The sequence below is a fragment of the Millisia brevis NBRC 105863 genome (assembly GCF_001552615.1).
Lineage (GTDB): Bacteria > Actinomycetota > Actinomycetes > Mycobacteriales > Mycobacteriaceae > Millisia > Millisia brevis.
In genome coordinates this window covers 284,260-309,738 of sequence record NZ_BCRN01000003.1, presented here as the reverse complement: position 1 = coordinate 309,738, position 25,479 = coordinate 284,260, and the positions used below count along the sequence as shown (strand labels likewise).

Here is a 25,479-nt window from a genome sequence, read left to right as displayed (position 1 = left end):
GTTACAGCTCGAGGTGCCGGATCAGCGTCACCATCGCGGCGGCCGACAGGGTGGTCGCGAAGGCGCCCGCGAAGACCCCGATCATCCGCAGATAGCGCATCCAGTCCCGGCGGGCGACGATATCGCGCACGATCGCGTCCGGACGCTGATAGCGCAGGGCGAGCGAGGTCTGCACATAGGTCCGCAGGAGCTTGTAGGTGTGCGCATCCCACACCGCGAGTCGACCGGCGACCTCGGGTCCGGGCGCCTCGGCCAGCACTCGCTCGGCGTAGCCACGCCCATCCGGGGCCAGGATGCCCGCGTACCCGTCGGGCAGGACCGCCACGTCGGGACGGTCCGCTTCGAAGCGGGCGCCCAGCAGGCGCCGGCCGGGCCGCCACCGTTCGCGATCACCGTCGCGCAGGTGCATCAGGACGCGGGTGAGGTAGGCGTCCATGCCGGGCGCGCTGACGATCACCGACGCCTCGAACAGTTCCTCCCCGGCGGAGAAGCGGCCCGAACGGTGCATCTCGAAGACCGTCACCGCCACCAGCCCACCCGGGAAGTGCTCGGGCCGACCGCCACCGAGGGTTGCCGCGTCGATCGATGTGCGGCCGGTCGGGTCGAGCCAACTGCCGTCCGATACCGGAAAGTAGATCGCGCCGATCGGTTGGTTGCGCATCGCGGACGCGGTGGCCAGTACCAACGCCGCGATGAGGGCGCCGACGATCAGGGCGACGGTGACGCCGTCGGGTAGGGCTCGCCAACCGAGCATCAGCGCGAGAATCGCCGCCGTGCCTGCGCCGGCCAGGCCGCATACCCCGTAGACCAACCGGCGTTGCAGCTGCGAGATGGGGCGACCGAGGGTGCCGACGGCCCAGCGATAGCTCACTGCACCGACCGCATCCGCTCGCGGTGGTCCCGCAGCCGCGCGACGAAGGCGTCGAAGCGGGTGTACTGCGCCGGGTCGAGGGTGAACCGCAGCACCTGAAAGGTGACGTGCGCACCGCGCGACCCCAGGGCGACCGCCGTTCCGGTGCGGGCCGGCTTCACCTCGACGGTCAGGTATTCGAGGTCGTAGACGAACAGCCCCGGTTCCCAGCGCGAGGTCGCGACCGTCAGCAGATGGCGATCGCGGGTCAGATGCAGATCGGCGGCGAGGGCGAGCCGCTCGTAGTCGTCGGGCATCGGTCGGCGCTCAGTGCCCTCGACCGCGCAGATATCCGTCGACCCGCAGTGTGGCGTCCTGCAGCGACAGGCCGAGCGCCACGAGCGCCGCACGGATGGCCCGGTCGCGTTCACCCGCGTCGGCCAGGTCGCGCACCTCGCCCGGCAGCGCGTCGGCGGTGCTCTGCGCGGGGGAGGGCAATGGGATACCGAGGGTTTGGTAGAGGTGAAACATCTGGCTCTCGAGGGCGCTGATACGCGCGGAGAGCTCCGAGGGAACAGCGGTCAACGTCATCGGACCTTGCGTTCGGGAAACGTGGCGTCGTCAGCCTAAAGCCGGTTGCCCGGGATCGGAGTTCCGCAAAAGGGGCGAACCGCCGACCGATAGGTAGTAAGGTTACCTAATCAAATAGTGTTGGCTCGTCGTCGACGGCCGCCCGCAGCCCGAGGAGTATGGCGTTGACGTACGTGGAGGACAGTCCGGTTCTGGAATCCCGGATCGCTCCACGCACGGCCCGCGTACCACTGCGCTACCGGACCGGACCGCGCACCCGCGTCGCGGTTCTGGCGATCGCCGGGATGGCCTGCTCGATGATGCAGACGCTGGTCACGCCCCTGTTCCCGATCCTCCCGCAGCTGCTCGCGACCTCGACCACCACCGTCACCTGGGTCATCACCGCCACGCTGCTCGCCGCGGCGGTGTGCACGCCGATCGCCGGTCGCCTCGGCGATATGTACGGCAAGAAGCGGGTGATGCTCGGCATCCTCGCGGTGATGCTGACCGGCTCGATCGTCGCCGGATTCGCCCCCACCATCGAGGTGCTGATCGTCGGGCGCGCCCTCCAGGGTGTCGGGCTCGCCCTGATCTCGCTGGGCATGAGCACGCTGCGCGAGATCCTGCCGCGCGATCGGGTGCCGGGCGGCCTGGCGTTGATGAGCTCCACCCTGGGGATCGGCGGCGCGCTCGGCCTGCCGCTCGGCGGTCTCGCGGTCGAGCACCTCAACTGGCACTCCGCGTTCTGGCTGTCCGGCGCCCTGGCGGTCATGGTAGCGATCGCCATCGCGCTGCTGATCCCGGCCGGCGCCACCCACCCGGCTCGTTTCGATCCGATCGGCGCCGTCGGGCTCGCCCTGGGCACCCTCGGGCTGCTGGTGGCGCTGTCCAAGGGCACCGCCTGGGGGTGGACCTCCACCGCGACCCTGACGTTCGCCATCGGCGGGGTGCTGATCCTGGCCGCCTGGGCCTGGTTCGAATGGCATCGGGACGAGCCGCTGATCGATTTGCGCACCACCGTGCGGCGCGCCGCCGCGCTGACCCACCTGGCCGCGATCGCCGGCGGATACGTGCTCTACACCCCGATGGTGTTGATGCCGATCCTGCTGCAAATGCAGCCGCACAACGGCGTCGGCTTCGGCCGCACCGCGCTGACCGCGGCCCTGCTGGCGATGCCCGGCGGCCTGATGATGATGGTCACCTCACCGATCGGTGGCCGCGTCACCCGCAGGTTCGGCGGCCGGACCAGCCTGATCATCGGGTCGATCGTCAACGGGATCGTGCTGGTGCTGATGATCCTGAACCTCGGGAACCTCTGGGCGGTGGTCATCCTCGGCGGGCTGCTGGGCCTGGGGACCGGCTTCACCTACGCCGCGCTGCCCACCCTGACCATGGACGCCGTCCCCGAGTCCGAGACCGGCGCCGCGAACGGCTTCAACACCCTGATGCGCTATATCGGCACCGCGCTGGCGAGCACGATGGCGATGACCATCCTCGCCGCCCACACCGTGCCGGGCATGCCCAACGTCATGACCATCGACGGATTCGCGATCGCCCTCGGCGCCGCGGCAGTCGGCGCGATCTGCATCCTGATCCCCGCCGTGTTGCTGCCGCGCCGCCGAGGTGTGCCCATCTCGCGCTGAGAGTGTGCACAACCGCGCGACGGTCAGTGGTGGTGGCAGTGCTTCGCCGCGGTCGACGGCACGTTCATCACCGGGGACTTGTCGACGAAGTTGTACGGCTTGAGGGTGAAGCCCGAGTAGTCGACCGGCATGATCGGCCAATCCTCGGTGCGCGGGAAGTGCGTGATCCCGAAGGTATGCCAGACGACGATGTCCTCGCCGTCGAGCGGCCGGTTCGCCTCCTGGTAGGTGTTCACCCCGGCGACACCGCTGCTCTGATTGACGTAATCGCCCGCCGCGTAGCGCTCGTCGACGTCGTACTTGGTGACCCACACCTGGTTGGTGGTGAAGGCGGCACGCTTGGCGATCGACGACTGCGGGTCGGCCAGCAGCGTCGGATTCTGCTGCGCGTACAACGCGTACGACGGGTGGTGGCCCATCCGGCCGGTCTTCTCGGTGTTGATGATGTGCCAGGTGCGGCCCACCTCCGCGTTCGCCCGCCGCGACCCCTCGGACTCCTCGGTGATGCGGGTCTTGCGCAGGGTGAAGGCGTTGCCCCACGGGTTGCCCTCGCCCATCGGCACCGAGACCGCGTCGACCTCCTCGACCGCGTTGGCGGTGCCGTCGACCATCATGTCGAGCCGCGCGTTGAACAGATGCTGGTGATACGGCAGACCGAGCCCGGGAGCGACCGCGCTCTGGTAGTCCGACCCCTCCTCGGGGTAGGCGGCGGTGAACGCGACACCGGTCAGCTTGGCCTCGAGTTCGATGGTGCCGTCGAGGTAGAGGTACCAGTAGAAGCCGTAGTCGTAGTTGCCGACGGTGGTGAAGAAGCTGATCACCAGGCGGCGTTGGCGGCGCACCTCGGACATCCCGTTGAAGATGTCGCTGTGCTTCCAGAGGGTGCCGTAGTCCTCCTCGTGCATGCAGATCGCATTGGTGATCGTGCGCGGGGCGCCCTGCTCGTCGGCCAACGTCGCGTCGAAGTAGTGGATCTCGCCGAGACAGTCGCAGCCGAGCGTCAACGAGTTGGTGTACCTGCCGAAGACGTACTCGCCGGTGTCGAAGTAGTTCTGCCAGTAGCGGTTCGGGGACGGGTCACCGTAGGGGACGACCATCTCGTTGATCGAGGCGCGGTAGATCACGTCCCGGTCCTGGTACTTCAGCCGCCGCAGGATCAATCCCTCGCGGGCGTCGAAGGACAGATCGAAGCTCCAGGTGAGCCAGTCGACGTGCTCACCGTCGACCGTGAAACTCGGCCCCTCGGGCTGGGTGATCTCGATCGGCTTGAGGCCTTCCAGCGGTTCGCCGGCGACCTCGGGGGTGTCGAAGTTGCCGGACTCCTGCGGCACCTCGTAGAGGCGGTAGTCGACGATGTCGATCACCTCGCGGGCGATGATGTCGACGTAGGCGCAGAGGCCGTCGACCGGATGCGCCCAGGGCAGGTCCTTCTCGTCGTTCATCACGAACGCGAAGGACCGGATGATGCGCTTGCCGGCCTCGTTCGGGTTGTCGTAGCTGCCCGCCGACAGCGGCACGGCGACGGTCTTGGCCGGGTCGACACCGCGCTTGCGGAGCGCTTCGCCCCACTGCGGATCGTCGGCGAGGAACTCCGCGACGATCGTGAACTCCTCGTCGAGGATCGGTAGTTGACCGATTTCCGGATCGATCTGTGCGGACGACAACAGCGAACCGGTCGCCAGTGAGATCAGGGTGTCGGCGGCGTCGCCGGTCGCGATGTCGAGCAGCATCACACGGGCGCGGCGCTCGGGTGCGGGGCCGTCGCCGGCCAGGTGCGCCAGAACATCCGACTTGTCCGGCTCGGCCAGGCCGACGTAGACGAACCGGGTGGTGGGCGTCACCAGGCCGGCGTCGGTGAGAACGGTGCGAGCGGTGAGGATCTCCTCCTCGCTCAGACTGCCGAGGATGGACTGGGCGGTACCGACCGGGGCGATGGTCATCGACTTCTCCGAAAGTGCGCAGGCCGACCACCGCCGATCGGCGGGATCAGCGCGGTCAAGGAACGGCGTGGCGCTGACGTGCGGCGTCGCACCTTCCAGGCTGGCATATCCGGGCGTCCGGCGCGCGCCGGACGGCGGAGGTCTCAGGATTCGGACGGCTTGCCGTTGAGCAGCAGATCGATCGTCAGGGCCATGCGATTGGCGACATCGGTGGCCGAGGAGCGGCGGGTCAACCAGGCGACGAGATTGGCCAACCAGACGTCGCTGATCACCCGGGCGACGTCGAGGTCGAGCTGCGTGGGCTCATCGTCGGTGATCGCGCGGGCGAAGATGCGGTCCATCAACCGCACGACGTGTTCGACCTCGGGGGATGCCGACGCGTCGGCGAACATGAACGCGCGGGTCATCGCCTCGGTCAGCAGCGGGTCCTTCTGCATCGTGCGGGTGATGTAGCGGATCATCCCGTGCAGACGTTCCGCGGCGGTGGTCGCGCGCGGCCCGGCGGACCCGGGTGCGGCGGCGTCGATGCGTTCGAATTCGCGTCCCAGGGCACTGACCAGCAGGTGCACCTTGGAGGGGAAGTATCGGTAGAGGGTGCCGACGGCGACGTCGGCGCGATCGGCGACCGCGCGCATCTGCACCGCGTCGTAGCCACCCATGGAGGCCAACGCGAGGGTGGCGTCCAGGATCCGGCGTCGGCGCTCCCGCTGGGAGGACGTGCCGGTCATCGTCAGGCCGGGAGGGGGTTCCATCGTCGACTCGACCGGAGCCGACAGGCGTGGTTGCGCCACTGAAGTCCTCCCACCGCGGGCTCGCGGATCGGCGGTCGCGCCCCGCATCGCGACGATCGAATGCTCGGCGCGGAGCGTCGGTGCAACCGGACCGGTCTGCGCATTACAACACGTTCGGATCGGGGTCGACGGCGACCGCGGCGGGGGAGCGGCCCTCCGGTGAGGACATTCACATCGGGGTGCCGATGGGACCGGCAACCGACCGCCGCCCCCGTCGCCACCACGGATGCGGTGACGGCGGGGTGCGGCGCGGTGTCGGGCGATCCCCTGGTGGGGCGATCACGTCGTCGAGTGATCGCCGGTCGATCAGCGGAACAGGTTGAAGCCCGCGGTCCAGCCGATCTTCTCGGAAGCCGCGAGGGTCAGCTGCAGGAAGCCGATCGCCTCGAGCTCACGGGCCCGCGACAGGCTGCCCGCGTCGACAGCGGACTCGCCGCCGGCGGTGATCGCGTCGATCAGGGTCTGCTTGGCGTCGGCGTCGTCACCGGCGACCAGAACGGTGGTCGGGGCGTCGCCGACCGTGCCGCCGGCCAGGGTGGCGGCGAAGTTGGTGTTGAACGCCTTGAGGACGCGCGCACCCGGGACGGCCTGCGCGACCTCGGCCGCGGCGGAACCGTCGGCCGAAACGACCAGGCTGTCGAAGGTCTCGAAGTTGAGCGGGTTGGTGATGTCGACGACGACCTTGCCGTCGAGCTGCGAGCCGTAGGCCTTCACGATCTCCGCGAGGGCCGGGTACGGAACCGCCAGGACGACGACGTCGCCGAGGGGTGCACTGCCGGTCTCGTCGCGGCTGACCCGGGTGACCTCGGCGCCTCCGCGCTCGAGCAGACCCGCGATGGCGGAGCCCATATTGCCGGTACCGATAACGCTGAAACGTGCCATGATCGCTCCTCAAATTGATTGCGCTTGCAACTAACAACCTAGCTCGTCTTAGTTGACTACGCAAGTAAGTGTTATCCTGGGAACATGAGAACTCGTCGGGAAGCGCAGGAGCGGGCGACCGCTGCCGATCTGCGCGCCGTCGGCGAGGCGCTCACCCTCGCCCTCGATCAGCGGCTCGCGCCCAGCGGGGTCTCCGCCTTCGAGCTGGCGATCATCGAGGCGCTGCACGCCGCCGAGTCCGGTCGACTGCGGTTGACCGCCCTCGCCGACACCACCCGATCGGGACTGCCGCGCATCTCCCGGGCGGTCGCGGGTCTGGAACGGCGCGGGCTGGTCGAGAAGGTCGCCTGCGCCGCCGACGGTCGTGCGATCAACGCGGTGCTCACCGACAGCGGCATCGATGTCTTGCGGCGCACCGAGGAGTGTTCCTCCGACACGATTCGCCGGGTTCTCTTCGAAGCGCTCGACGAAAAGGAGGTCGCCGAACTCGGTGCCCTGCTCGACAAGATCGTCGCCGGCCTCGAGTGACATCGGCTGGATCGGTCGCTCGGCCGAGCTAGGTCGTCTCCGAGCCGTCGGTGTGCGCCCGAGAGCGGCGAAGTCGGTCGACCGCCACCAGGGGCAGCGCGATCGCGAGGGCCCCGGCGTACCAGGTCAGACCGGCGACGGTGATCGTCCCCGCGGTCGCCACCGTCACCACACCGATCCCGACAAGCGCCGCGAGCGCCGTGCCGAGGACCCGGCGCCGCGCGGAGCCGACCGCGGCCGCGATGGTGAAGGTGGCCGCCAGAACGATGATCAGCGGAATCGCCGCGGCGGGATCCAGCAGAGCCGCACCCGCCACCACCGCCGGCAGGCCGACGATCGTCGCCGCCCACAGCGTCCGCTCGGTGGCGGCGCCGCGCCCGGACGTCGCGACCAGCACGGCTGCGAGAACCGTCAGCAGCACCCCCAGGGGGCGCGCCGGCGGCTGCCCGGCCGCGCCGATCAACAGCATCGCCGCCAACGGGAGGATCTCGAGACCCGCCAAGAGCAGCATCAGGCTGCGCGCCGATCGCTCGTCGCGCTCGCACGCGCCGCGCTCGGAAGCCGCCTGCTCGGAAGATCCCCGCTCGGCCTCGGCCTCGGCCCGTCCCGCACGGCCGGCGGAGACCGTCACCGGCTCGGTGGCCGCCAGCAGGATCGGGTCGGCGCGCGGCATGCGCAGCGCTCCCGGCCCGGTCCGCCGCTCCGGTCGACCCTCGGCGGCAAGCGGGACGTCGTACGCGGGGCCGGCGGCGATCGGCGGCATCGGACGGGCGGCATCCACCGGTTGATCGATCGGCCCGATGCGGCGCATGATCGCCTGCGCGGCCATCGTGGTGACCGTGCGATCGAAGGTCAACAGATAGCGGAACCGGCGCTGCTCCGACGGCACCGGATCACCCGGGTCGCGGGCGATCAGCGCGGCGCAGTAGCTGTGTCCGAGGATCACGACGGCCCACTCGCCGGCAAAGGGATCGTTCATCGGGACCGTGCCGCCGCGGACGCCGGGGGCAGGATCGGACGGTAGGTCCGGCGACAGCAGGGCCACGAAGGCGTTGTCCCGGGCGAGGCGACGGTAGCGAGCCAGGATCGACCCGATCGAGGGCTCCGGTGTCGACACGGTGGTCAGGATGGTCAGCGGCTCCGGCAATTGCAGGGCGTGATCCTCGAGATTGCGCATCAACTCGACGATCGTTGCCGACGAAGCGGTCTCGGTCGGCAGCATCATCATCAGGTCCGACGGCATCCCCGGTGTCCCCCGGTCGCCCCGGCCGAGCGGGATCCCCGACAGACCGGCGCCGCGCCAACGGGTGGTCGGCGGGGCGGCCGGATGCCCGAACAGCCAGCCCTGCCCGAGGATCGCGCCGAAGGTGATCGCCCGCGCCCGTTCCTCCGTGGTCTCGATGCCCTCCACGAGAATCAACGCCCCGGTCGCCTCCGCGTGGGCGATGACCGCCGCGACCGTCGCCGCGTTGGCGGGAGAGTCCGTGGTGCGCAGCAGGGATCGATCCAACTTGATGATGTCGGGGGCGACGAAGTCGAGCATCGTCATCGAGTCCGCGTTCGAACCGACGTCGTCGAGGGCCACCCCGAATCCGAGATCCCTTGCTTGCTCCGCGATCTCGAGCACCCGTCCCGGATTGTCGAGCAATGAGCGTTCGGTCAGTTCGAGGACGAGCCGGCACCGGCCGCGGGCGAGGGTCGACAGAGCGACCAGGCCGTTCGGGGTGATCGAGTCGACTTCGACATTGACGAACAGCGTCTGGGATCGGCCGAATCCGGTGTCGGCGATGCCGGTGATCGCCGCCGTGCGGCAGGCGTCGTCGAGCTGAGCGGCGAGGCCGAGACGCCTGGCCGCGGAAAACATTTCGGTCGGTGTGATATCCGGGGTCGCCGGCCACCGGGCCAGCGCCTCGTAGCCGACGACCTCGCCGGAACCGAGCCGAACGATCGGTTGGTACGACGCGCGCACACCGTCCGGGTGGGACAGGACGGCAGTCAGCGCGGCCTCGGCCGCGGCTTCGGCCACGGCGATGCGTTCCGTAAACAGCACCGGCTCACCTCGTTACGAGCGTCGACCGAATGGTGTCGGCACAGCGACGACCGCATCCCTCGCCGGCGTGGCCGTACCGACCGTGTCGCGGATGTCGGCGAACGTCGTCGTTCGGCTGTGCGCCCCGCGGGCTGCACCGACGCAAGGGCGGCATGCGACGAATATATCCGAACTGGAGGTCACTCCGTGTCGGTTGGGGACTCGCGGTTATAGGAACCTACCGTTGATGAATACCGACGGACCGGTCGGATGACCGACTCGTCGGGATCTGGACTAGCCTGAGGCGGTGATCGTCTCCCTCGTGCAACTGTCCGCGGGTACCGACGTCGCCGCGAATCTCGAGCTGGTGGCACGAGAGGTCGAGCGCGCCCGCAACGACGGTGCCCGGCTGGTCGTCTTCCCGGAAGCGACGATGCGACGGTTCGGGGGACGGATTCGGGACATCGCCGAGCCGCTCGACGGGCCCTGGGCCGATCGGGTGCGCCGGATCGCCGATGCCGCCGGCGTCACCGTGGTGGTGGGGATGTTCACCCCGTCCGACGACGGCCGCATCCGCAATACCGTGCTGGTCACCGGCGGCGGCGTCGAGGCCTCCTACGACAAGATCCACCTCTTCGACGCCTTCGGGTTCGCCGAATCCGAGACCGTCGCGCCCGGCTCCGAGCCGGTGGTCGTCGATGTCGACGGGGTGGGAGTGGGCATCGCCACCTGCTACGACCTGCGCTTTCCCGGCCTGTTCACCCGATTGGCCCGCGACGGCGCCGAAGTGATCGTCGTGCCCGCGTCCTGGGGTGACGGACCGGGCAAGCTCGCGCAGTGGCGGCTGCTGGTGCGCGCCCGCGCCCTGGACTCGACCTCCTTCGTCCTGGCGACCGATCAGGCCGATCCGACCACCGCCGGGCGCACCGTGCCGCCGCGCGCCCCGCTGGGGATCGGGCACAGCATGGTGGCGACTCCCCGCGGTGAAGTAATCGCCGAGTTGGACGCCGCGGCCGGAATGCTGACGGTGGATATCGACCCGGCGGAAACCGAAACCGTACGGGCGGAAATACCCGTTCTGGTCAATCAACGCTTCTGACTCAATTCGGCGGAACGACCGATTCGCCGGAAAAAGCGCTGGACACGGGCCTACTTGAGCTGTCATGAAAGTGATGCGAGAGACGATGAATGAAGTGGGCGGCGGTTCGTGGGGCCGGCATTATGGTCTGCGGGGCGAAGAGAGGTATTCGATGGTAGAGGGTTGGCGGCGCGCTGTGGGCCGTCCCGTGACGGCGGTGGCAACTGCCGCCGTGTTGGTTCTGGGTGGCTGCGGAACGGGGGAATCGGACGTCGTCATCGACCGCAATCCGGTGGCCGAGATGATCAAGCCCAAGGTGGCCTCGTCGGCCGCCGACGGTGCGGTCGGGGTCTCGCCGGCGGATCCGTTGACCGTTTCGGTCACCGAGGGGCGCCTACAGACCGTGACGGTGCGCAACCCCGCGGGCGACGAGGTGACCGGGGCGATCCAGCCCGACGGCACCACCTGGCAGTCGACCGAACCGCTCGGGTACAACCGCACCTACTCCATCGACACCACGGCCTTCGGCCTCGGCGGCACCACCGCGACGCAGACGTCCTTCACCACCAGTTCGCCCGGCAACGTCACCATGCCGTACGTCCTGCCGAACGACGGTTCGACCGTCGGCATCGGGCAGCCGGTGGCGGTCCAGTTCGACGAGGACATCCCCGACCGGCTGGCCGCGCAGAACGCGATCACCGTGACCACCGATCCGCCGGTCGAGGGCGCGTTCTACTGGGTGAACAACCGCGAGGTCCGCTGGCGGCCCGCCGAGTACTGGGCGCCGGGCACCACGGTCAACGTCGCGGTGAACGTCTACGGCCGCGACCTGGGCGACGGGCTCTTCGGGCAGCAGGACGTCACCAGTTCGTTCACGATCGGCGACGCGGTGATCGCCTACGCCGACGACAACACCAAGCAGGTGACCTTCACGGTCAACGGCCAGGTGGTCAAGACGATGCCGACCTCGATGGGCAAGGACTCCGCGCCGACGGACAACGGTGTCTACATCATCGGCGACCGGTTCGCGGAGATGGTGATGGACTCGTCCACCTACGGCGTGCCGGTCGACTCCGCGCAGGGCTACCGGACCGAGGTCGAGTGGGCGACGCGGATGTCGTACAGCGGTATCTTCTTCCACGCCGCGCCGTGGTCGGTCGGCCAGCAGGGTTACACCAACGTCAGCCACGGCTGCCTGAATCTGAGCACCGAGAACGCCAAGTGGGTCTACGACAACACCAAGCGCGGTGACCTCGTCGTCGTCAGCAATACCGTTGGCCCCACGCTGCCGGGTACCGATGGCCTCGGCGACTGGAACATCCCCTGGGCCACCTGGAAGGCCGGCAACGCCAACGACTGACTTTCCGGAATCGCCTACACGCAGCGCCCGGGCTTCGGCTCGGGCGCTGTGTCGTTCTCGGGTGGGTGCACACGGTGCTCGGGAGAGCGTCGGCGAGGAACTATTGTCCTCGCCGCATCGCTGTGGACCGTGGTGTGACGTGGCCGCCGGGGGTGGCGCGCTGCTCCGGACGTCTCCGGAGCAGCGCACGAGTGCGCATCATCCCCACATGCGCCATCGTCACCATACGTCACATTTGCATCATGTGTAACACGCTCGGACTATTCGACTTTCGATGATCTTGATGTGCGATCGGTGCCGAGCGCACCGGGCGACTATTCCGCGGTGGGATACCGGAATCGGGTGCGCTCGTCCTCCATGGAGTCGGCCGCGTAGACGTAGAAGAACTCGAGGTCGCTCTCGCCGGTATTGCGGATCCCGTGTGTGCACCCGGACGGAATGAACACCATGCTGCCCGCCCGAACCGGCTGCTCCGCCCCGGCGAGGTGGACACTGCCGGTGCCCGTGAGCACGTGGTAGACCTCGGCGGCCTCGTGGCTGTGCAGGCCGAGCCAGCCGCCGGCGGGTACGACGCAGACCCCGGCGGTCAGCGTGTCCGAGGGGGTGGTTCCGTCGCCGACCGGCGAGGTGAAGGACAGCAATCCGTCTCGGGGATCGTCCCAATCGACCCGGGAACCCTCGGAAACGTGACGAACGAACGGTGACGACACGGCGCACCCCGCATTCCGGACGCAGCAATAACGCGGACGGAGGTCATCATCACCCGAAACGAGAACGAGGTGCGAGCCGAGCGGAGAATTTGCCCTCCGCGGCTCGCACCTCGCTCCTTGGGGTGAGTGACGGGACTCGAACCCGCGACAGCCAGGATCACAACCTGGTGCTCTACCAACTGAACTACACTCACCGCAGCCACCGAAGCGGCTCCGTAGATACTAGCGTGCCGGTCGGCGGCGTCCTAATCGCCTTATGTGCCGGCGGGTGGTTCCGGCACCACGCCGCCGATGTCCACGACGACCTGCCGGATCTCCTCGGTGGTCGGCCCGGGCAGCGGAACGAACGCGGTGCGGCGGTAGAACTGCAGTTCACGCACCGATTCCTCGATATCGGCGAGCGCCCGGTGGCTCAGCCCCTTCTGCGGCTGACCGAAGTAGATCCGCGGATACCAGCGCCGGCACAGCTCCTTGATCGAGCTGACATCGATCATCCGGTAATGCAGGTGGCTGTCCACGCCGGGCATGTCGCGGGCGATGAAGCCCCGGTCGGTGGCGATCGAGTTGCCGGCCAGCGGCGCCGACGATGGCTGCGGGACGTGCGAGACGATGTACGCCAGCACCTGCTCGGTCGCCTCCTCGAGGCTGACCGTCGACGCACGAACCTCTTCGGTCAGACCCGACTTGGCATGCATCTGCGCCACAACTTCGGGCATGGCGGCCAACGCGTCGTCGTCGGCGCGGATGACGATGTCGAGGCCCTCGTCGAGAATGTTCAGGTCGTTGTCGGTCACCAAGACGGCAACTTCGATCAGCTTGTCGGTCTTCAGATCGAGACCGGTCATTTCACAATCGACCCATACCAGTTTGTCCTGCACAGCCGCCAAGCCTAGCCGGCGGCTGTAACGACTAAGGTCTGGCGGTGGATCATCACGCACTCGGGAGGCCCGCATATGTCGGCTGATTCGTCCGCAACCGACCCCCAGCCCGCCGCACCGGCGGATCCGATCGCCGCCGCCCGCCGCGCCGCCGAGGAGGCGGCCAAGGCCGCGCAGGCCGCCGCCGACGAGGTGGCCCGGCTCGAGGCGCAGGCCGCCGCCGATGCCGCCGCGAAGACCCCGGCCCGCGAGGTGGCCGCTCCTGCCGACCCCGCGCCCGAAGCCACGCCCGTTCCCGAAGCCACCTCCGCTCCTGCCGCGGCCCCCGCTCCCGAGGCCGCGCCGGCGAGCGCCGGATCCGCTGCGGCGGACGCGATCGCGGCCGGTTACGCCGCGGGCGGCCCGGCGGTGGAGCTCGGCACCGTGGTGGTCGGCGACGAGACCTTCCCGAACGCGCGGGTGCGCATCCCGTTGGCGACGATGAACCGGCACGGGCTGGTCGCCGGTGCGACCGGTACCGGCAAGACCCGGACACTGCAGGCGATCGCCGAACAGCTCTCCGCCAACGGGGTTCCGGTGGTGCTCGCCGACATCAAGGGCGACCTGTCGGGCCTCTCGCGCGCCGCCGAGGACAACCCGAAACTGCGCGAACGCGCCGCCAAGACCGGTGCCGCGGATTGGTCGCCGTCCGCCTTCCCGACGGCGTTCTGGTCGCTCGGCTCCGAGGGGATCGCCACCCCGGTCCGCGCGACGATCACCGCCTTCGGACCGATCCTGCTCAGCAAGGTCCTGAGCCTCAACGCCACCCAGGAGTCGACCCTCGGGCTGATCTTCCATTGGGCCGACGGGCAGGGTCTGCCGCTGCTGGACCTGAAGGATCTGCGCTCGGTGATCGCCTACCTGACCAGCGACGAAGGCAAGGCCGACCTCAAGGGCATCGGCGGGGTGTCCTCGCAGACCGCCGGGGTGATCCTGCGGGCGTTGGTCAATCTGGAGGCCGACGGTGGCGACACCTTCTTCGGCGAACCGGAATTCGACACCGCCGACCTGATGCGGATCGACGCGGACGGGCGCGGGGTGATCAGCCTGTTCGAGTTCGCGCAGCTGTCCACCCGGCAGACGATGTTCTCGACCTTCCTGATGTGGGTGCTGGCGGACCTATTCCAGAATCTGCCGGAGGTCGGCGACGTCGACAAGCCGAAGGTGGTCTTCATCTTCGACGAGGCGCATCTGTTGTTCTCGGACGCCTCGAAGGCGTTCCTCGCGCAGGTCGAGCAGACGGTCAAGCTGATTCGCTCCAAGGGGGTCGGCGTCTTCTTCTGCACGCAGCTGCCGACCGACGTGCCCAAGGAGGTGCTCTCGCAGCTCGGTGCGCGCGTCCAGCATGCCCTGCGCGCGTTCACCCCGGACGACCAGAAGGCGTTGCGCGCCACGGTGCGCACCTACCCGAAGACCGATACCTACGATCTCGAGCAGGATTTGACCGCGCTGGGCACCGGCGAGGCGATCGTGACGGTGCTCTCGGAGCGAGGCGCGCCAACACCTGTGGCGTGGACCAAGATTCGGCCACCGCAGTCGTTGATGGATACGATCGGCAACGACGCGATCACCGCGGCCGCCGGCGCGTCGCCGCTGCACGGCCGCTATGCGCAGACGATCGACCGCAACTCGGCCTACGAGATGCTCACCGCCCGCCTCGCGCCGCCGCCGGCGCCGGTGTCGGTGCCCGACGATCTGCCGCCGCCCCCGCCGATCCAGGACGATTCGATGGTCGACAAGATGATGCAGAACCCCGCGGTGAAGAGCTTCCTGCGCTCGGCGGCCAGCGCCGCGGGTCGGGAGATCGGCCGCAGCATCTTCGGCACCGGTCGCCGTCGTCGCAGGTGAGGTGAATCAGGAACCGGCGCCGAGCTTTCCGTAGAAGGCTCCGGCGATCGGTGCGCTGATGCTGCGCGGGCTGAACTGCCCGGCCAACGACAGGCCCTTGCCGATCAGGCCGGGGACGTAGCGCATCCGGTTCTTCGCGAGCGCGTCGAGGGAGCCGCGCGCGGTGATCTCGTTGGAGATCCACAGCGCGTCCGGGACGAGCCGGTCGACGATCGACTGCTCCTGCACCGGCGGCACCTCGGTGCGGACCGGGCCGGGCGCGAGCAGGGTCACGTTGACGCCGCTGCCGCGCAGTTCGCCGTGCAGCGACTCGGTGAAGGTATTGGCGAAGGCCTTGGTCGCGGCGTAGGTCGCGTTGTTCGGGATCGCCATATTGCCGGCGGCGGAGCCGGTGACCAGGATGCCGCCGGTGGCGCGCTCGAGCATGCCGGGCAGCACCGCGAGCGTGAGGTCGTGCACCGCAACGGCATTGAGCTCGACCTGGGCGCGCTCGTAGGCCGGGTCGAGGTCGGCGACCGCGCCGAAGGTGGCGATGCCGGCGTTATTGCACAGGATCGAGATATTGCGGCCGGCGATCTCGTCGCTCAGTTCGCCGCGCGCCTCGCGGTCGGACAGGTCGACCACGCGGACCTCGACCTGCACGCCGTAGCGGTCGGTCACCTCACCGGCGAGGGTGTCGAGCAGATCGCCGCGGCGGGCGGCGACGATCAGGTTGTAGCCGCGGGCGGCCAGTTCGACGGCCAGCGCACGGCCGATCCCGGAGGAGGCTCCGGTGACCACCGCGCGCGACTGGGGATCAGGGGAGGGAAGACTCACAAGCAGCGACCCTAGCGGGTGGGGGCTACAGGCTTGCGGCGAGTCGGGTTCCCTGGTCGATCGCCCGCTTGGCGTCGATCTCCGCGGCGACGTCGGCGCCCCCGATGATCTCGACCGGAACGCCGCGCGCGGCGAGTTCGTCGTAGAGCTCGCGCACCGACTCCTGGCCGGCGCACAGGATGACCGTGTCGACGGGCAGGACCCGCCGGATCATCAGGTCGTCGCCGACCCGGATGTGCAGGCCGTCGTCGTCGATGCGGACGTATTCGACCCCGGATATCCGCTCGACTCCCTTGGCGGACAACGCCGCCCGGTGGACCCATCCGGTGGTGCGGCCGAGCCGACCGCCCATCCGCCCGGGGCTGCGCTGCAGCAGGTACACCTCGCGCGGTGACGGTTCGGGCTGCGGCGGGACCACCGAGCCGCGCACGTGGGTGTCGTCGGTGACGCCCCATTCCCGCTTCCAGGCCTCGAGGTCGAGGGTGGGGGAGTGTTCGGTGGTCAGGAATTCGCTGACGTCGTGGCCGATCCCGCCGGCGCCGATCACCGCGACCGACCGGCCGATCTCGATGTCGCCGAGCACCGCCCGGTCGTAGGTGACCACCTTCGGATGGTCGATGCCCTCGATATGCGGCACCCGTGGGCGGACCCCGGTGGCGATGATGACCCGGTTGAACTCGGCGAGCATGTCGGCGTCGGCTCGGGTGTTCAGGCGCAGGTCGACCCCGGTGATCTCGATGCGGCGGCGGAAGTAGCGGATCGTCTCGGCGAACTCCTCCTTGCCGGGGATGCGCCGGGCGATCGCGAACTGGCCGCCGATATCCGCTCCGGCCTCGAAGAGGGTGACCGCGTGGCCGCGTTCGGCGAGGGCTGTCGCCGCTGCGAGTCCGGCCGGGCCGGCGCCGACGACCGCGATCCGCCGGCTGCGTCTCGTCGGCAGCAGGATCAGGTCGGTCTCGTGTCCGGCGCGCGGATTGACCAGGCAGGACACCGTCTTGTGGACGAAGGCGTGGTCGAGGCAGGCCTGATTGCAGGCGACGCAGGTGTTGATCTCGTCGGCGCGGTTCTGCCCGGTCTTGTTCACCCACTCCGGGTCGGCGAGCAGCGGCCGTGCCATCGAGATGAGGGCGACCTTGCCGTTGCGCAGGATCGCCTCGGCGGTCTGCGGCATATTGATGCGATTCGACGCCGCCACGGGAATCGAGACCTTGTCGGCGACCCGTTCGGTCGCATCGACGAAGGCCGCGCGCGGAACCGAGGTGACGATGGTCGGCACCCGTGCCTCGTGCCAGCCGATATCGGTATTGATCAGCGTGACCCCGGCGTCCTCGAGGCGCTGCGCAAGCGCGATCGCCTCCTCGACGGTCTGGCCGTCCTCGACCAACTCGAGGATCGACAGGCGGAAGGCGATCACGAAGTCGCTGCCGACCTCGCGTCGAATCGCGCGCACGATCTCGAGGGGGAAGCGCTGCCGGTTCTCGGTGGAGCCGCCCCATCGGTCCTTGCGGCGGTTGGTGCGCGGGGCGAGGAACTGGTTGATCAGATAGCCCTCGCCGCCCATCACCTCGACGCCGTCGTAGCCGCCCTCGCGGGCCAGCCGGGCGCAGCGGGCGTAGTGCTCGATATGTCGGCGGATCCCGCGATCGGTCAGTTTCCAGGGGCGGAAGGGATTGATCGGGGCCTTGATCGACGAGGCCGAGACGCTGTACGGGTGGTAGGCGTAGCGACCGGCGTGCAGGATCTGCAGCAGGATGTGCGCGCCATGGGCGTGTACGGCGTCGGTGATCCGCCGGTGTCGGCGGGCCTCGAATCGGTTGGTCAGCTTGGCGCCGGCGGGCAGCAGGGTGCCGCGCCGATTGGGTGCGTAGCCGCCGGTGACGATCAGCCCGACGCCGCCGCGGGCGCGTTCGCCGAAGTACGCCGCAAGCCGGTCGACGTGGTAGGCGCGGTCCTCGAGCCCGGTGTGCATCGATCCCATCATCACGCGATTGCGCAGCGTGATCGGGCCGAGCTCGAGCGGCTGCAGCAGCAGCTCCCAGCTGTCGGCCGACACCGGTGGTTCCGCGGGCGCGGTGGTCATGAATCCTCCTCGGATCACCTCATTCCTCGTGTGCTTGCGCACGGGCCGGGGAGGAATGTGGTCCCATCGACTCCCAACTTACTGCAGAGTAAGTCAACGAGCGAGTGAACGTCGGGTGCCTTCCGCGTCTCGTTTCGGTGCGCCGGCGTTCGGGTACGAATTCGTGACCTACGCTCACCACATGGTCGACGCAGCACGGACCGCTCCGGAGGCGTCGATGCGTACGCGCATCTTCGCGTGGGGGATGTGGGACTGGGGTTCCGCGGCGTTCAACGCCGTCATCCTCACCTTCGTCTTCTCGGTCTATCTGGTGGACGCGGTGGGCGCGGACCTGCCGGGCGGTACCCCCGCCAGCACCTGGCTCGGGTGGTTCCTCGCCGGTGCGGCCGCGATCGCCGCGCTCTCGGCGCCGGTGGCCGGGCGCCGTTCGGACGAGTTGGGGCGACGCAAGCGGTCGTTGATCCTGCTGACGCTCGCCGTGGTGATCCTGGTGGCGGCGCTGTTCTTCGTGCGGGACGACTACCGCTATCTGTGGCTCGGACTGGCGTTGCTCGCGATCGGGTCGGTGACCTTCGAGCTGGCCCAGGTGCCGTACTTCGCGATGCTGCAGCAGGTCTCGACGCCGGCGACGGTCGGCCGCGTCTCCGGCTTCGGGTTCGCGATGGGCTATCTCGGCGGCATCGTGCTGCTGCTGATCTGCTACCTCGGCTTCATCGCCGGCGACGGCGATACGCGCGGCCTGTTGAACATCCCGACCGACGACGGCCTCAACATCCGGGTGATCGCCCTGCTGTGCGCGGTCTGGTTCCTGCTCTCGGCGATCCCGCTGTTCGTGACCATGCCGGAAAACGAGCCCCGGGTCGACCGGTCCGCGCCCAAGCCCTCGACCGCCGAGCTCTATCGAGGCCTGGGGCGCGATATTCGAACCCTCTGGCAGCGCGACCGCAATACGGTCTGGTTCCTGCTGGCGAGCGCGGTTTTCCGGGACGGTCTGGCCGGCGTCTTCACCTTCGGCGCGGTGCTGGCGGTCACCGTCTACGGCGTCGGCGCCGGGGATGTGCTGATCTTCGGCATCGCCGCCAACGTGATCGCCGCCCTGGGCGCGATGGTCGGCGGCCGCCTGGACGACCTGATCGGTCCCAAGCCGGTGATCGTCGGCTCGCTGGCGGCGATGGTCGCCGTCGGCTTCACCCTCTTCTTCGTCTCCGGTCCGACGATGTTCTGGACGCTGGGGTTGGCGCTCTGCTTCTTCCCCGGCGCCGTCCAGAGCTGCGCGCGCAGCTACCTCGCCCGCATGACGCCGGAGGGGGTGGAGGGCCAGATGTTCGGCCTGTACGCCACCACCGGCCGCGCGGTGACCTTCCTGTCGCCGCTGGCGTTCTCCACCTTCCAGGTCGTCTTCGGTTCCGAGAAGGCGGGCGTTCTCGGCTTGACGGCGGTGCTGCTCATCGGCCTGCTGGTGATCCTTCCGGTGCGGGCGCCGGCTCGAGCGGGTCGATAGCGGTCAGACCGGTCGACCGGTCGAGCCGCCACCACCGGTCCGGCTGCAGCCGGGCGAGGAACCGGTCGTCGTGGCTCACGACGATCAGCCCGCCGCGGTAGTCGGCCAGCGCGTCGACCAACTCGTCGACGCTGTGGATGTCGAGGTTGTTGGTCGGCTCGTCGAGAATCAGCAGCTCATTGGGGGGATCGGCGACGAGCAACCGCGCCAGGGCCACCCGGAACCGCTCGCCCCCGGACAGCGATCCGACCGGTCGCAGCGCGCTGTCCCCGCGGAAGAGGAAGCGGGCCAGATGAGCACGGACGTCCTGCTCCGGGGTCTGCGGCGCCACCTCGCGCACCGTGTCGAGGATCGAGGCGGCGTCGTCGAGGTGATTCATCCGCTGCGGGAGATAGCCGATACGCCGGGTGAATACCTCGCCGCCAACCTCGCCCGAGGTCGGATCGCCCGTCGTCTCCCCGCTGTCGGGCACCCGGCCGAGCAGGCGTTCGAGCAGTCGGGTCTTGCCGGCGCCGTTGCTCCCGACCAGCGCGATCCGTTCCGGTCCGACGATCGTCAGGGAGCGGTCGGTTGTATCGGTGCCTGCCGTCCGGAACCGGGCGAGTTGTCGGCCGGTGGGGACCCGCGGATCGGGCAGGTCGATGCGGATGTGGTCGTCGCTGCGCACGCTGTCCGCGCGTTCCTCGACCGCCCGCTTCGCCGCGTCGACCTTCGCCTCCATCGACCCGCGCACCTTGCCCGCGGTGACCTCGGCCGAGTTCTTCCGGCCGCCGAGCAGGATCTTCGGCAGACTCTTGCTCTCCGCCATCCTGCGGCCGGTCCGCGCCCGCCGGGCGAGCGCGGTTTCGGCCTGGACGCGTTGGCGCTTCTCGGTATCGAGCTTCTGCTCCGCGGTGCGCAGGGCCTGGCGCGCGGCGGCCTGCTCGGTCTCGACCTGTTCGCGATAGGCCGCATAGGGCCCGCCGAAGATCCGCAGGTCCGCGTCCCGCAGCTCGGCGGTATCGGTCATCCGGTCGAGCAGTTCGAGATCGTGGCTGACGACGATCAGCGCGCCGCGCCAGGTGTCGACCATGCGGTAGAGCAGGGCGCGGGCGTCGCGGTCGAGGTTATTGGTCGGCTCGTCGAGCAGCACGATCGGCGTTGCGGCCAGCCGCAAGCCGACCAGGGCGGTGAGGATCGCTTCCCCGCCGGACAGTTCGGTCATCGGACGATCGAGCGATACCGCCGACAGCCCGGCCTCGTCGAGCTGGGCGCGGGCCCGCGCCTCGATATCCCAGTCGTCGCCGAGGATCTCGAAGTGGGCGGGGTCGGCGTCGCCGGACTCGATCGCCCGCAGCGCCCGCCGCTTGGCGGTGATGTCCAACAGGTCGGCGGCGGTGGTGTCCGCGTCGAGGGTCACCTGCTGGGGCAAGTAGCCGACAGTGCCCGAGACGGTGATCGACCCGGATATCGGTTGCAGGAGACCGGCGATCAACCGCAGTACGGTCGACTTCCCGGCACCGTTGAGGCCGACCAGACCGGTGCGGCCGGCGCCGAACGCCGTGGTCACGTCCGACAGGATCGTGGTGCCGTCGGGCCAGGCGAAGGACAGCCGGGTCACCGTGACGGTGGCAGTGGGGGAGTGGGTCACGAAAACCTCCGAGGGGAGTGGGCTTTCGCGCCGATTCGTCGACCCGGAGCGTTACGGACGCATCCGTGGCGGGGTCGCGCGGTGAGGCATGACGAGATCGGCGCCGGTGATGGGCGCGGCGGACTCGACACAACTCACAAAGGACGACACCTCGTACTCGGGAACAACAACTTCTCCAGCATGGCACGTCGCTCGCGGGGAACTCCAGTGATTTACGGAACGTCGCACGCCGAGGGGCCGCCGGACCCCTTGCGGATATACCCCCTAGGGGTATGGTGGCGGATATGGGGCATCCAATGGGTGACAGCAAGGAACCGAACGGCGCCGCGACCGACATGCACCATCACGCCGGCCATGAGATGCACGACATGCACGCCGGCCACGACATGCACGCCGGGCACGACATGCACGCCGGGCACGATATGGCCGGCATGTCCGGGCACGACATGAGCGGTCACGACATGGGCGGTCACGGCGGGCACGGTGGTCACGTCGCGATGTTCCGGCGCCTCTTCCTGATCATGCTGGCGCTGGCAGTTCCGGTTGTGCTGGCCAGCAGCATGTTCGCCGACCTGATCGGCTACACCCTCCCCGATATCCCGGGGATCGAGTGGGTGTCACCGATCTTCGGAACGGTCATGTACGTCTGGGGCGGCCGCCCCTTCCTGACCGGGGCGGTCTCCGAGATCCGCTCCCGCGCACCGGGAATGATGCTGCTGATCGCGTTGGCGATCACCGTTGCCTTTGTCGCGTCCTGGGGTGCTGCGCTCGGTCTGCTGCCGCACGACCTCGACTTCTGGTGGGAACTGGCGCTGCTGGTGGTCATCATGCTGCTCGGTCACTGGATCGAGATGGCCGCGCTCGCCCGCACCTCCTCGGCTCTCGATTCGCTGGCCGCGCTGCTGCCCGACCGGGCGGAGAAGGTGGTCGACGGACAGGTCGTCCCGGTCGATCCGGCCGATCTCGCGGTCGGCGACACCGTGATCGTTCGGCCCGGCGCGACCGTCCCGGCGGACGGCACGATCATCGACGGCGCCGCGAGCTTCGACGAGTCGATGATCACCGGCGAATCGGCACCGGTCGCACGGGGGATCGGTGATTCCGTGGTCGCCGGCACCGTCGCCACCGACTCCGGGGTGCGCATCACCGTCACCGCCACCGGAGACCAGACCGCGCTGGCCGGCATCGCGCGGATGGTGGCCGACGCCCAGCGATCGTCCACGCGGGCGCAGCGGCTCGCCGACCGCGCCGCCGGTTGGTTGTTCTGGTACGCGTTGGGTGCGGCGGTGCTCACGGCGATCGTGTGGACCGTTATCGGACAGCCGGATTCGGCGATCGTGCGGACGATCACCGTGCTGGTCATCGCCTGCCCGCACGCCCTGGGCCTGGCGATCCCCCTGGTGGTAGCGATCGCGTCCGAGCGGGCCGCGCGGATGAGCATCCTGGTCACCGACCGGCTCGCGCTCGAGCGCATGCGCCAGGTCGACGCCGTCCTGTTCGACAAGACCGGCACGCTGACGTTGGGCGAGCCCGAGGTGACCGAGGTGCTCGCCGCCGACGGCTCCGATAGCGCCGGGGTGCTCGCCCTGGCCGCCGCGGCGGAAGCCGACAGCGAGCATCCGTTGGCCCGGGCGATCGTGCGGGCCGCGAGCGACCACAGCCCGGCGATCACCGTGCCCGCCGCCACCGACTTCTCCTCCTCGCCCGCGGTCGGGGTCACCGCGACCGTCGACGGCGTGCGGGTGCGGGTGGGGGGACCGAGGCTGCTCGACGAGGTGGGCGCGGCCGCTCTTCCGGGTACCCAACCGTGGCGTGATGCCGGTGCGAGCGTGCTGCACGTCGTCGCCGACGATCGGGTGATCGGCGCGGTGCGCGTGGTCGACGGCATCCGCCCCGAATCGGCGGAAGCGGTGCGGCAATTGCACGATCAGGGCGTCATGGTCGTGATGGTCACCGGCGACGCGCAATCCGTGGCCGACACGGTCGCCGCGGAGATCGGCATCGACCGGGTGATCGCCGGGGTGCGGCCCGAGGACAAGGCCGGGGTGGTCGAGCAGCTGAAGTCCGAGGGCCGGGTGGTCGCCATGGTCGGCGACGGCGTCAACGACGCACCCGCGCTGGCGGCGGCCGATGTCGGAATCGCCATCGGTGCGGGTACCGACGTGGCGATCGCCTCGGCCGGGGTGGTGCTGACCGGCTCCGACCCGCGCTCGGTGGTCTCGGCGATCGAACTGTCGCGGGCGAGCTACCGCAAGATGGTGCAAAACCTGTGGTGGGCAGCGGGGTACAACCTGGCTGCGGTGCCGTTGGCGGCCGGTGTGCTCGCGCCGATCGGCTTCATCCTGCCGATGAGTGTCGGTGCGATCCTGATGTCGGTGTCGACGGTGGTCGTGGCCGTCAATGCCCAGTTGTTGCGCCGGGTCAACCTGCGCCCGGGCCGGTGATTCGGGCCGCTCACCCCCGGCTGGTGTGCCGGTAGCTGCCGCCGAGGGCCTCGATCTCGGCGGCGGTCAGCACATCGGTGATCGCGTCGAAGCCGTGCGGGGCCCGTTCGGCGACCAGGCGCAGGACCCGGTCCATCGGGATATCGCGGTTGGCTGTCGCTACCGCGTTCGCGCTGTCGAGACGCCTGCTCTGATAGTCGGCGAGCACACTCGGCACATCGATGCTCGCCGGCTCCCCGGTGTTCGGGGTCGCCGCAAAGGATTCGGCCAGCGCGCGGGCGTCGAGGATCGCCTGCGAGCCACCGTTGGAGCCGACCGGATACATCGGATGGGCTGCGTCTCCGAGCAGGGTGATGCGACCGAAGCTCCACCGCGGCAGCGGATCACGGTCGACCATCGGATACTCGAGGATGTGTTGTGTGGCCGCCACCAATCCACAGATGTCCACGCCCGCCGGGTGCCAGCCGGTGAAATGTGGTGCGACGTCGGCGAGTCGGCCGGTGCGGTTCCACTCCGGGGCCGCGCCCGGCCGATCGGTGCGAACCTCCGCGACCCAGTTGATCAGCGACTTGCCATCTTCGCCGGCCCGGGGGCGGACCGGGTACATCACGAACTTCGCGGCGTGGTTGCTGCCCGCGATCACCATCGACGAACCGGTGCGGAAGGGCCGCGCCGCGGCGGTACCGCGCCACATGCGAACACCGCCCCAGAGCGGTTCACCCTCATGGGGATACAGCGTCCGGCGGATGGCGGAGGCGATCCCGTCGGCGCCGATCACCGCCGTGCCGGAGATCTCTTCGATGGTGTCCGTGCGGCGGTTGTGGACCCGGCAGACGGCGCGGTGGGTGTCGTTTCGGGTATCGAGCACGCGCATCCCGAGGCTCGGGGTGCCGGGGCCGATCCGCTCGCGGACCGCGTCGAGCAGGATCTGCTGGAGATCCCCGCGGTGCACCGAATACTGCGGGTGGTTGTGCCCGGCCGCGCGGCCTCGAGGGTCGCGCCAGATCTCGTTGCCGAAGCGGTCGAGGTGCACCACCTCCGACGTGGCGATCGCGGTATCCGCCAGGGCTTTTCCGAGTCCGAGCTCGGTCAGATGGGCGGTGGCGTGAGGCAGCAGATTGATCCCGACGCCCAGGGGGCGCAACTGCGCGGTCGCCTCGAGGACCCGCACCGGGACACCGACCGCATGCAGACTCAGTGCGGCGGTCAGCCCGCCGATGCCGCCGCCGACGATCACCACCGTCATGCGGGACGCTCCGTTTCCGCGAGATCGGCCGGGACCAGGTGCGGGTTGAACGATTCGCGGATGAAGCAGCGGCGGCTTCCGGCGATGTCCATCAGATAGCTCCGGGTGGCGCAGCGCCGACCGTCGCGCCAGCGGTCCGTTCCGGTGGTGACGATGTCGCGGCGTTGCGAGGTGCCCGCCGCCCGAATCGAATGCCCGATCGGCCGGTCGAGCCGCCCGATGCCCGCGGGGTCGGTCGCCTCCGCGGTGGGTGTGGTCGGGCCCCCGACCGCCACATAGTTGGCCGAGACCACCCGTCCGCGCGTGTCCATCAGCTGTGACCACCGCATCAGTACGGTGCCGGTCGCGTCTTCGTCGGAGCGCAGGAGGCGGCCCATCGGCTCCGGGAGCCGGGCAGAATCCATGACGTCCTGATGCAGCACTCGTACCTCGAGCCGGACGCCCAGGAGGGCCTCCAGCGCGAGGGTCGTCGAACCGTCACCGCCGAGCAGCACCCGCGTCATCGGGTCGGCGAAGTCGGCGATGTCGACAGAATCGAGGCACGCCCCCGATGCCTGTTGCGCTATCCAATCGGCTGCGCCGGTCGTCGTCCGGCGTTGATTCCCCTGTTGCACAC

General features: G+C 69.3%; 21 protein-coding genes and 1 tRNA gene. 7 read left to right on the top strand and 15 right to left on the bottom strand.

Annotated elements, in window-relative coordinates; translation table 11 throughout:
* Position 1 precedes the first annotated feature (1 nt).
* From MB1_RS06205 to MB1_RS06195, 3 genes are read right to left on the bottom strand one after another with little or no spacing between them, the layout of a single operon-like run.
* Positions 2 to 871: a hypothetical protein gene (locus MB1_RS06205; RefSeq protein WP_066904815.1), complete on the bottom strand. Its 870-nt coding sequence runs from the start codon at positions 869 to 871 to the stop codon at positions 2 to 4.
* Positions 868 to 1,167, bottom strand: a complete 300-nt coding sequence (locus MB1_RS06200) for a hypothetical protein (RefSeq protein WP_066904813.1) — start codon at positions 1,165 to 1,167, stop codon at positions 868 to 870. Before MB1_RS06200 ends, MB1_RS06205 begins: the two co-directional genes overlap by 4 nt.
* Positions 1,168 to 1,177: 10 nt before the next feature.
* On the bottom strand, positions 1,178 to 1,441 hold the full coding sequence (locus MB1_RS06195; protein WP_066904811.1) for a hypothetical protein: 264 nt from the start codon (positions 1,439 to 1,441) through the stop codon (positions 1,178 to 1,180).
* A 173-nt stretch (positions 1,442 to 1,614) separates the two neighbouring features.
* On the opposite strand from MB1_RS06195, the gene MB1_RS06190 reads away from it, so the two are divergent.
* Positions 1,615 to 3,063: an MFS transporter gene (locus tag MB1_RS06190; RefSeq protein WP_245650061.1), complete on the top strand. Its 1,449-nt coding sequence runs from the start codon at positions 1,615 to 1,617 to the stop codon at positions 3,061 to 3,063.
* 23 nt (positions 3,064 to 3,086) lie between these two features.
* Here the strand turns inward: MB1_RS06190 and MB1_RS06185 are convergent, their stop codons facing one another.
* The 3 genes from MB1_RS06185 to MB1_RS06175 all read right to left on the bottom strand — a co-directional run bounded on the left by MB1_RS06185 (position 3,087) and on the right by MB1_RS06175 (position 6,676).
* Positions 3,087 to 5,003: a primary-amine oxidase gene (locus tag MB1_RS06185; RefSeq protein ID WP_066904807.1), complete on the bottom strand. Its 1,917-nt coding sequence runs from the start codon at positions 5,001 to 5,003 to the stop codon at positions 3,087 to 3,089.
* Positions 5,004 to 5,146: 143 nt separating this feature from the next.
* Entirely contained in the window at positions 5,147 to 5,755 is a 609-nt protein-coding gene (gene kstR / locus MB1_RS06180; RefSeq protein ID WP_066905046.1) for a cholesterol catabolism transcriptional regulator KstR, read from the bottom strand.
* A gap of 345 nt (positions 5,756 to 6,100) precedes the next feature.
* The gene (locus MB1_RS06175) at positions 6,101 to 6,676 is read right to left on the bottom strand and encodes an NADPH-dependent F420 reductase (RefSeq protein WP_066904805.1); all 576 of its coding nucleotides are present in this window, start codon (positions 6,674 to 6,676) and stop codon (positions 6,101 to 6,103) included.
* 84 nt (positions 6,677 to 6,760) lie between these two features.
* Here MB1_RS06175 and MB1_RS06170 point away from each other — a divergent pair, with 84 nt between their 5' ends.
* Complete coding sequence (locus tag MB1_RS06170) at positions 6,761 to 7,204, top strand: MarR family winged helix-turn-helix transcriptional regulator (RefSeq protein WP_066904803.1); 444 nt, start codon at positions 6,761 to 6,763, stop codon at positions 7,202 to 7,204.
* Between the two features lie 28 nt (positions 7,205 to 7,232).
* On the opposite strand, the gene MB1_RS06165 is transcribed toward MB1_RS06170, so the two are convergent.
* Positions 7,233 to 9,254 (bottom strand): sensor domain-containing phosphodiesterase, encoded by a 2,022-nt coding sequence (locus tag MB1_RS06165; protein WP_066904801.1) that lies wholly within the window; start codon positions 9,252 to 9,254, stop codon positions 7,233 to 7,235.
* A 286-nt stretch (positions 9,255 to 9,540) separates the two neighbouring features.
* Here MB1_RS06165 and MB1_RS06160 point away from each other — a divergent pair, with 286 nt between their 5' ends.
* Both MB1_RS06160 and MB1_RS06155 read left to right on the top strand, forming a co-directional pair.
* Positions 9,541 to 10,332, top strand: a complete 792-nt coding sequence (locus MB1_RS06160) for a carbon-nitrogen hydrolase family protein (RefSeq protein ID WP_066904799.1) — start codon at positions 9,541 to 9,543, stop codon at positions 10,330 to 10,332.
* 151 nt (positions 10,333 to 10,483) lie between these two features.
* The gene (locus MB1_RS06155; protein ID WP_066904797.1) at positions 10,484 to 11,671 is read left to right on the top strand and encodes a L,D-transpeptidase; all 1,188 of its coding nucleotides are present in this window, start codon (positions 10,484 to 10,486) and stop codon (positions 11,669 to 11,671) included.
* A gap of 314 nt (positions 11,672 to 11,985) precedes the next feature.
* Here the strand turns inward: MB1_RS06155 and MB1_RS06150 are convergent, their stop codons facing one another.
* The 3 genes from MB1_RS06150 to orn all read right to left on the bottom strand — a co-directional run bounded on the left by MB1_RS06150 (position 11,986) and on the right by orn (position 13,259).
* On the bottom strand, positions 11,986 to 12,381 hold the full coding sequence (locus MB1_RS06150) for a cupin domain-containing protein (protein WP_084351004.1): 396 nt from the start codon (positions 12,379 to 12,381) through the stop codon (positions 11,986 to 11,988).
* Between the two features lie 118 nt (positions 12,382 to 12,499).
* Positions 12,500 to 12,575 (bottom strand) — tRNA-His (locus MB1_RS06145).
* Positions 12,576 to 12,635: 60 nt separating this feature from the next.
* A complete protein-coding gene (orn, locus tag MB1_RS06140; RefSeq protein WP_066904793.1) occupies positions 12,636 to 13,259 on the bottom strand; it encodes an oligoribonuclease in 624 nt (207 codons plus the stop codon).
* A 75-nt stretch (positions 13,260 to 13,334) separates the two neighbouring features.
* Here orn and MB1_RS06135 point away from each other — a divergent pair, with 75 nt between their 5' ends.
* Positions 13,335 to 15,146: a helicase HerA-like domain-containing protein gene (locus tag MB1_RS06135; RefSeq protein ID WP_084351003.1), complete on the top strand. Its 1,812-nt coding sequence runs from the start codon at positions 13,335 to 13,337 to the stop codon at positions 15,144 to 15,146.
* A 6-nt stretch (positions 15,147 to 15,152) separates the two neighbouring features.
* Here the strand turns inward: MB1_RS06135 and cmrA are convergent, their stop codons facing one another.
* Together cmrA and MB1_RS06125 are read right to left on the bottom strand one after the other, a co-directional pair.
* Positions 15,153 to 15,962: a mycolate reductase gene (gene cmrA / locus MB1_RS06130; RefSeq protein WP_066904791.1), complete on the bottom strand. Its 810-nt coding sequence runs from the start codon at positions 15,960 to 15,962 to the stop codon at positions 15,153 to 15,155.
* A 25-nt stretch (positions 15,963 to 15,987) separates the two neighbouring features.
* On the bottom strand, positions 15,988 to 18,042 hold the full coding sequence (locus tag MB1_RS06125; protein ID WP_066905044.1) for an NADPH-dependent 2,4-dienoyl-CoA reductase: 2,055 nt from the start codon (positions 18,040 to 18,042) through the stop codon (positions 15,988 to 15,990).
* A gap of 181 nt (positions 18,043 to 18,223) precedes the next feature.
* On the opposite strand from MB1_RS06125, the gene MB1_RS06120 reads away from it, so the two are divergent.
* Positions 18,224 to 19,543: an MFS transporter gene (locus MB1_RS06120; protein WP_066905042.1), complete on the top strand. Its 1,320-nt coding sequence runs from the start codon at positions 18,224 to 18,226 to the stop codon at positions 19,541 to 19,543.
* Here MB1_RS06120 and MB1_RS06115 read toward each other — a convergent pair.
* Positions 19,488 to 21,173 (bottom strand): ABC-F family ATP-binding cassette domain-containing protein, encoded by a 1,686-nt coding sequence (locus MB1_RS06115; protein ID WP_066904789.1) that lies wholly within the window; start codon positions 21,171 to 21,173, stop codon positions 19,488 to 19,490. The genes MB1_RS06120 and MB1_RS06115 overlap by 56 nt on opposite strands.
* A gap of 296 nt (positions 21,174 to 21,469) precedes the next feature.
* On the opposite strand from MB1_RS06115, the gene MB1_RS06110 reads away from it, so the two are divergent.
* Positions 21,470 to 23,617, top strand: a complete 2,148-nt coding sequence (locus tag MB1_RS06110) for a heavy metal translocating P-type ATPase (RefSeq protein ID WP_157083931.1) — start codon at positions 21,470 to 21,472, stop codon at positions 23,615 to 23,617.
* A 10-nt stretch (positions 23,618 to 23,627) separates the two neighbouring features.
* Here MB1_RS06110 and MB1_RS06105 read toward each other — a convergent pair whose 3' ends face one another.
* Positions 23,628 to 24,863 carry a flavin-dependent oxidoreductase gene (locus MB1_RS06105; protein WP_066904787.1) on the bottom strand — a complete coding sequence of 412 codons (1,236 nt, stop codon included), beginning with the start codon at positions 24,861 to 24,863 and terminating at the stop codon, positions 23,628 to 23,630.
* The gene (locus MB1_RS06100; RefSeq protein ID WP_066904785.1) at positions 24,860 to 25,477 is read right to left on the bottom strand and encodes a hypothetical protein; all 618 of its coding nucleotides are present in this window, start codon (positions 25,475 to 25,477) and stop codon (positions 24,860 to 24,862) included. The genes MB1_RS06105 and MB1_RS06100 overlap by 4 nt, the downstream gene beginning before the upstream one ends.
* Positions 25,478 to 25,479 lie beyond the last annotated feature (2 nt).

Bases quoted from the DNA above. Each gene is read 5' to 3' on its own strand.
- MB1_RS06200 (WP_066904813.1), bottom strand. From the start codon at position 1,167: ATGCCCGACGACTACGAGCGGCTCGCCCTCGCCGCCGATCTGCATCTG.
- MB1_RS06110 (WP_157083931.1), top strand. From the start codon at position 21,470: ATGGGTGACAGCAAGGAACCGAACGGCGCCGCGACCGACATGCACCAT.
- MB1_RS06170 (WP_066904803.1), top strand. From the start codon at position 6,761: ATGAGAACTCGTCGGGAAGCGCAGGAGCGGGCGACCGCTGCCGATCTG.
- MB1_RS06120 (WP_066905042.1), top strand. From the start codon at position 18,224: ATGGTCGACGCAGCACGGACCGCTCCGGAGGCGTCGATGCGTACGCGC.
- MB1_RS06195 (WP_066904811.1), bottom strand. From the start codon at position 1,441: ATGACGTTGACCGCTGTTCCCTCGGAGCTCTCCGCGCGTATCAGCGCC.
- MB1_RS06135 (WP_084351003.1), top strand. From the start codon at position 13,335: ATGTCGGCTGATTCGTCCGCAACCGACCCCCAGCCCGCCGCACCGGCG.
- MB1_RS06125 (WP_066905044.1), bottom strand. From the start codon at position 18,042: ATGACCACCGCGCCCGCGGAACCACCGGTGTCGGCCGACAGCTGGGAG.
- MB1_RS06185 (WP_066904807.1), bottom strand. From the start codon at position 5,003: ATGACCATCGCCCCGGTCGGTACCGCCCAGTCCATCCTCGGCAGTCTG.
- MB1_RS06175 (WP_066904805.1), bottom strand. From the start codon at position 6,676: ATGGCACGTTTCAGCGTTATCGGTACCGGCAATATGGGCTCCGCCATC.
- MB1_RS06105 (WP_066904787.1), bottom strand. From the start codon at position 24,863: ATGACGGTGGTGATCGTCGGCGGCGGCATCGGCGGGCTGACCGCCGCA.
- MB1_RS06155 (WP_066904797.1), top strand. From the start codon at position 10,484: ATGGTAGAGGGTTGGCGGCGCGCTGTGGGCCGTCCCGTGACGGCGGTG.
- kstR (WP_066905046.1), bottom strand. From the start codon at position 5,755: ATGGAACCCCCTCCCGGCCTGACGATGACCGGCACGTCCTCCCAGCGG.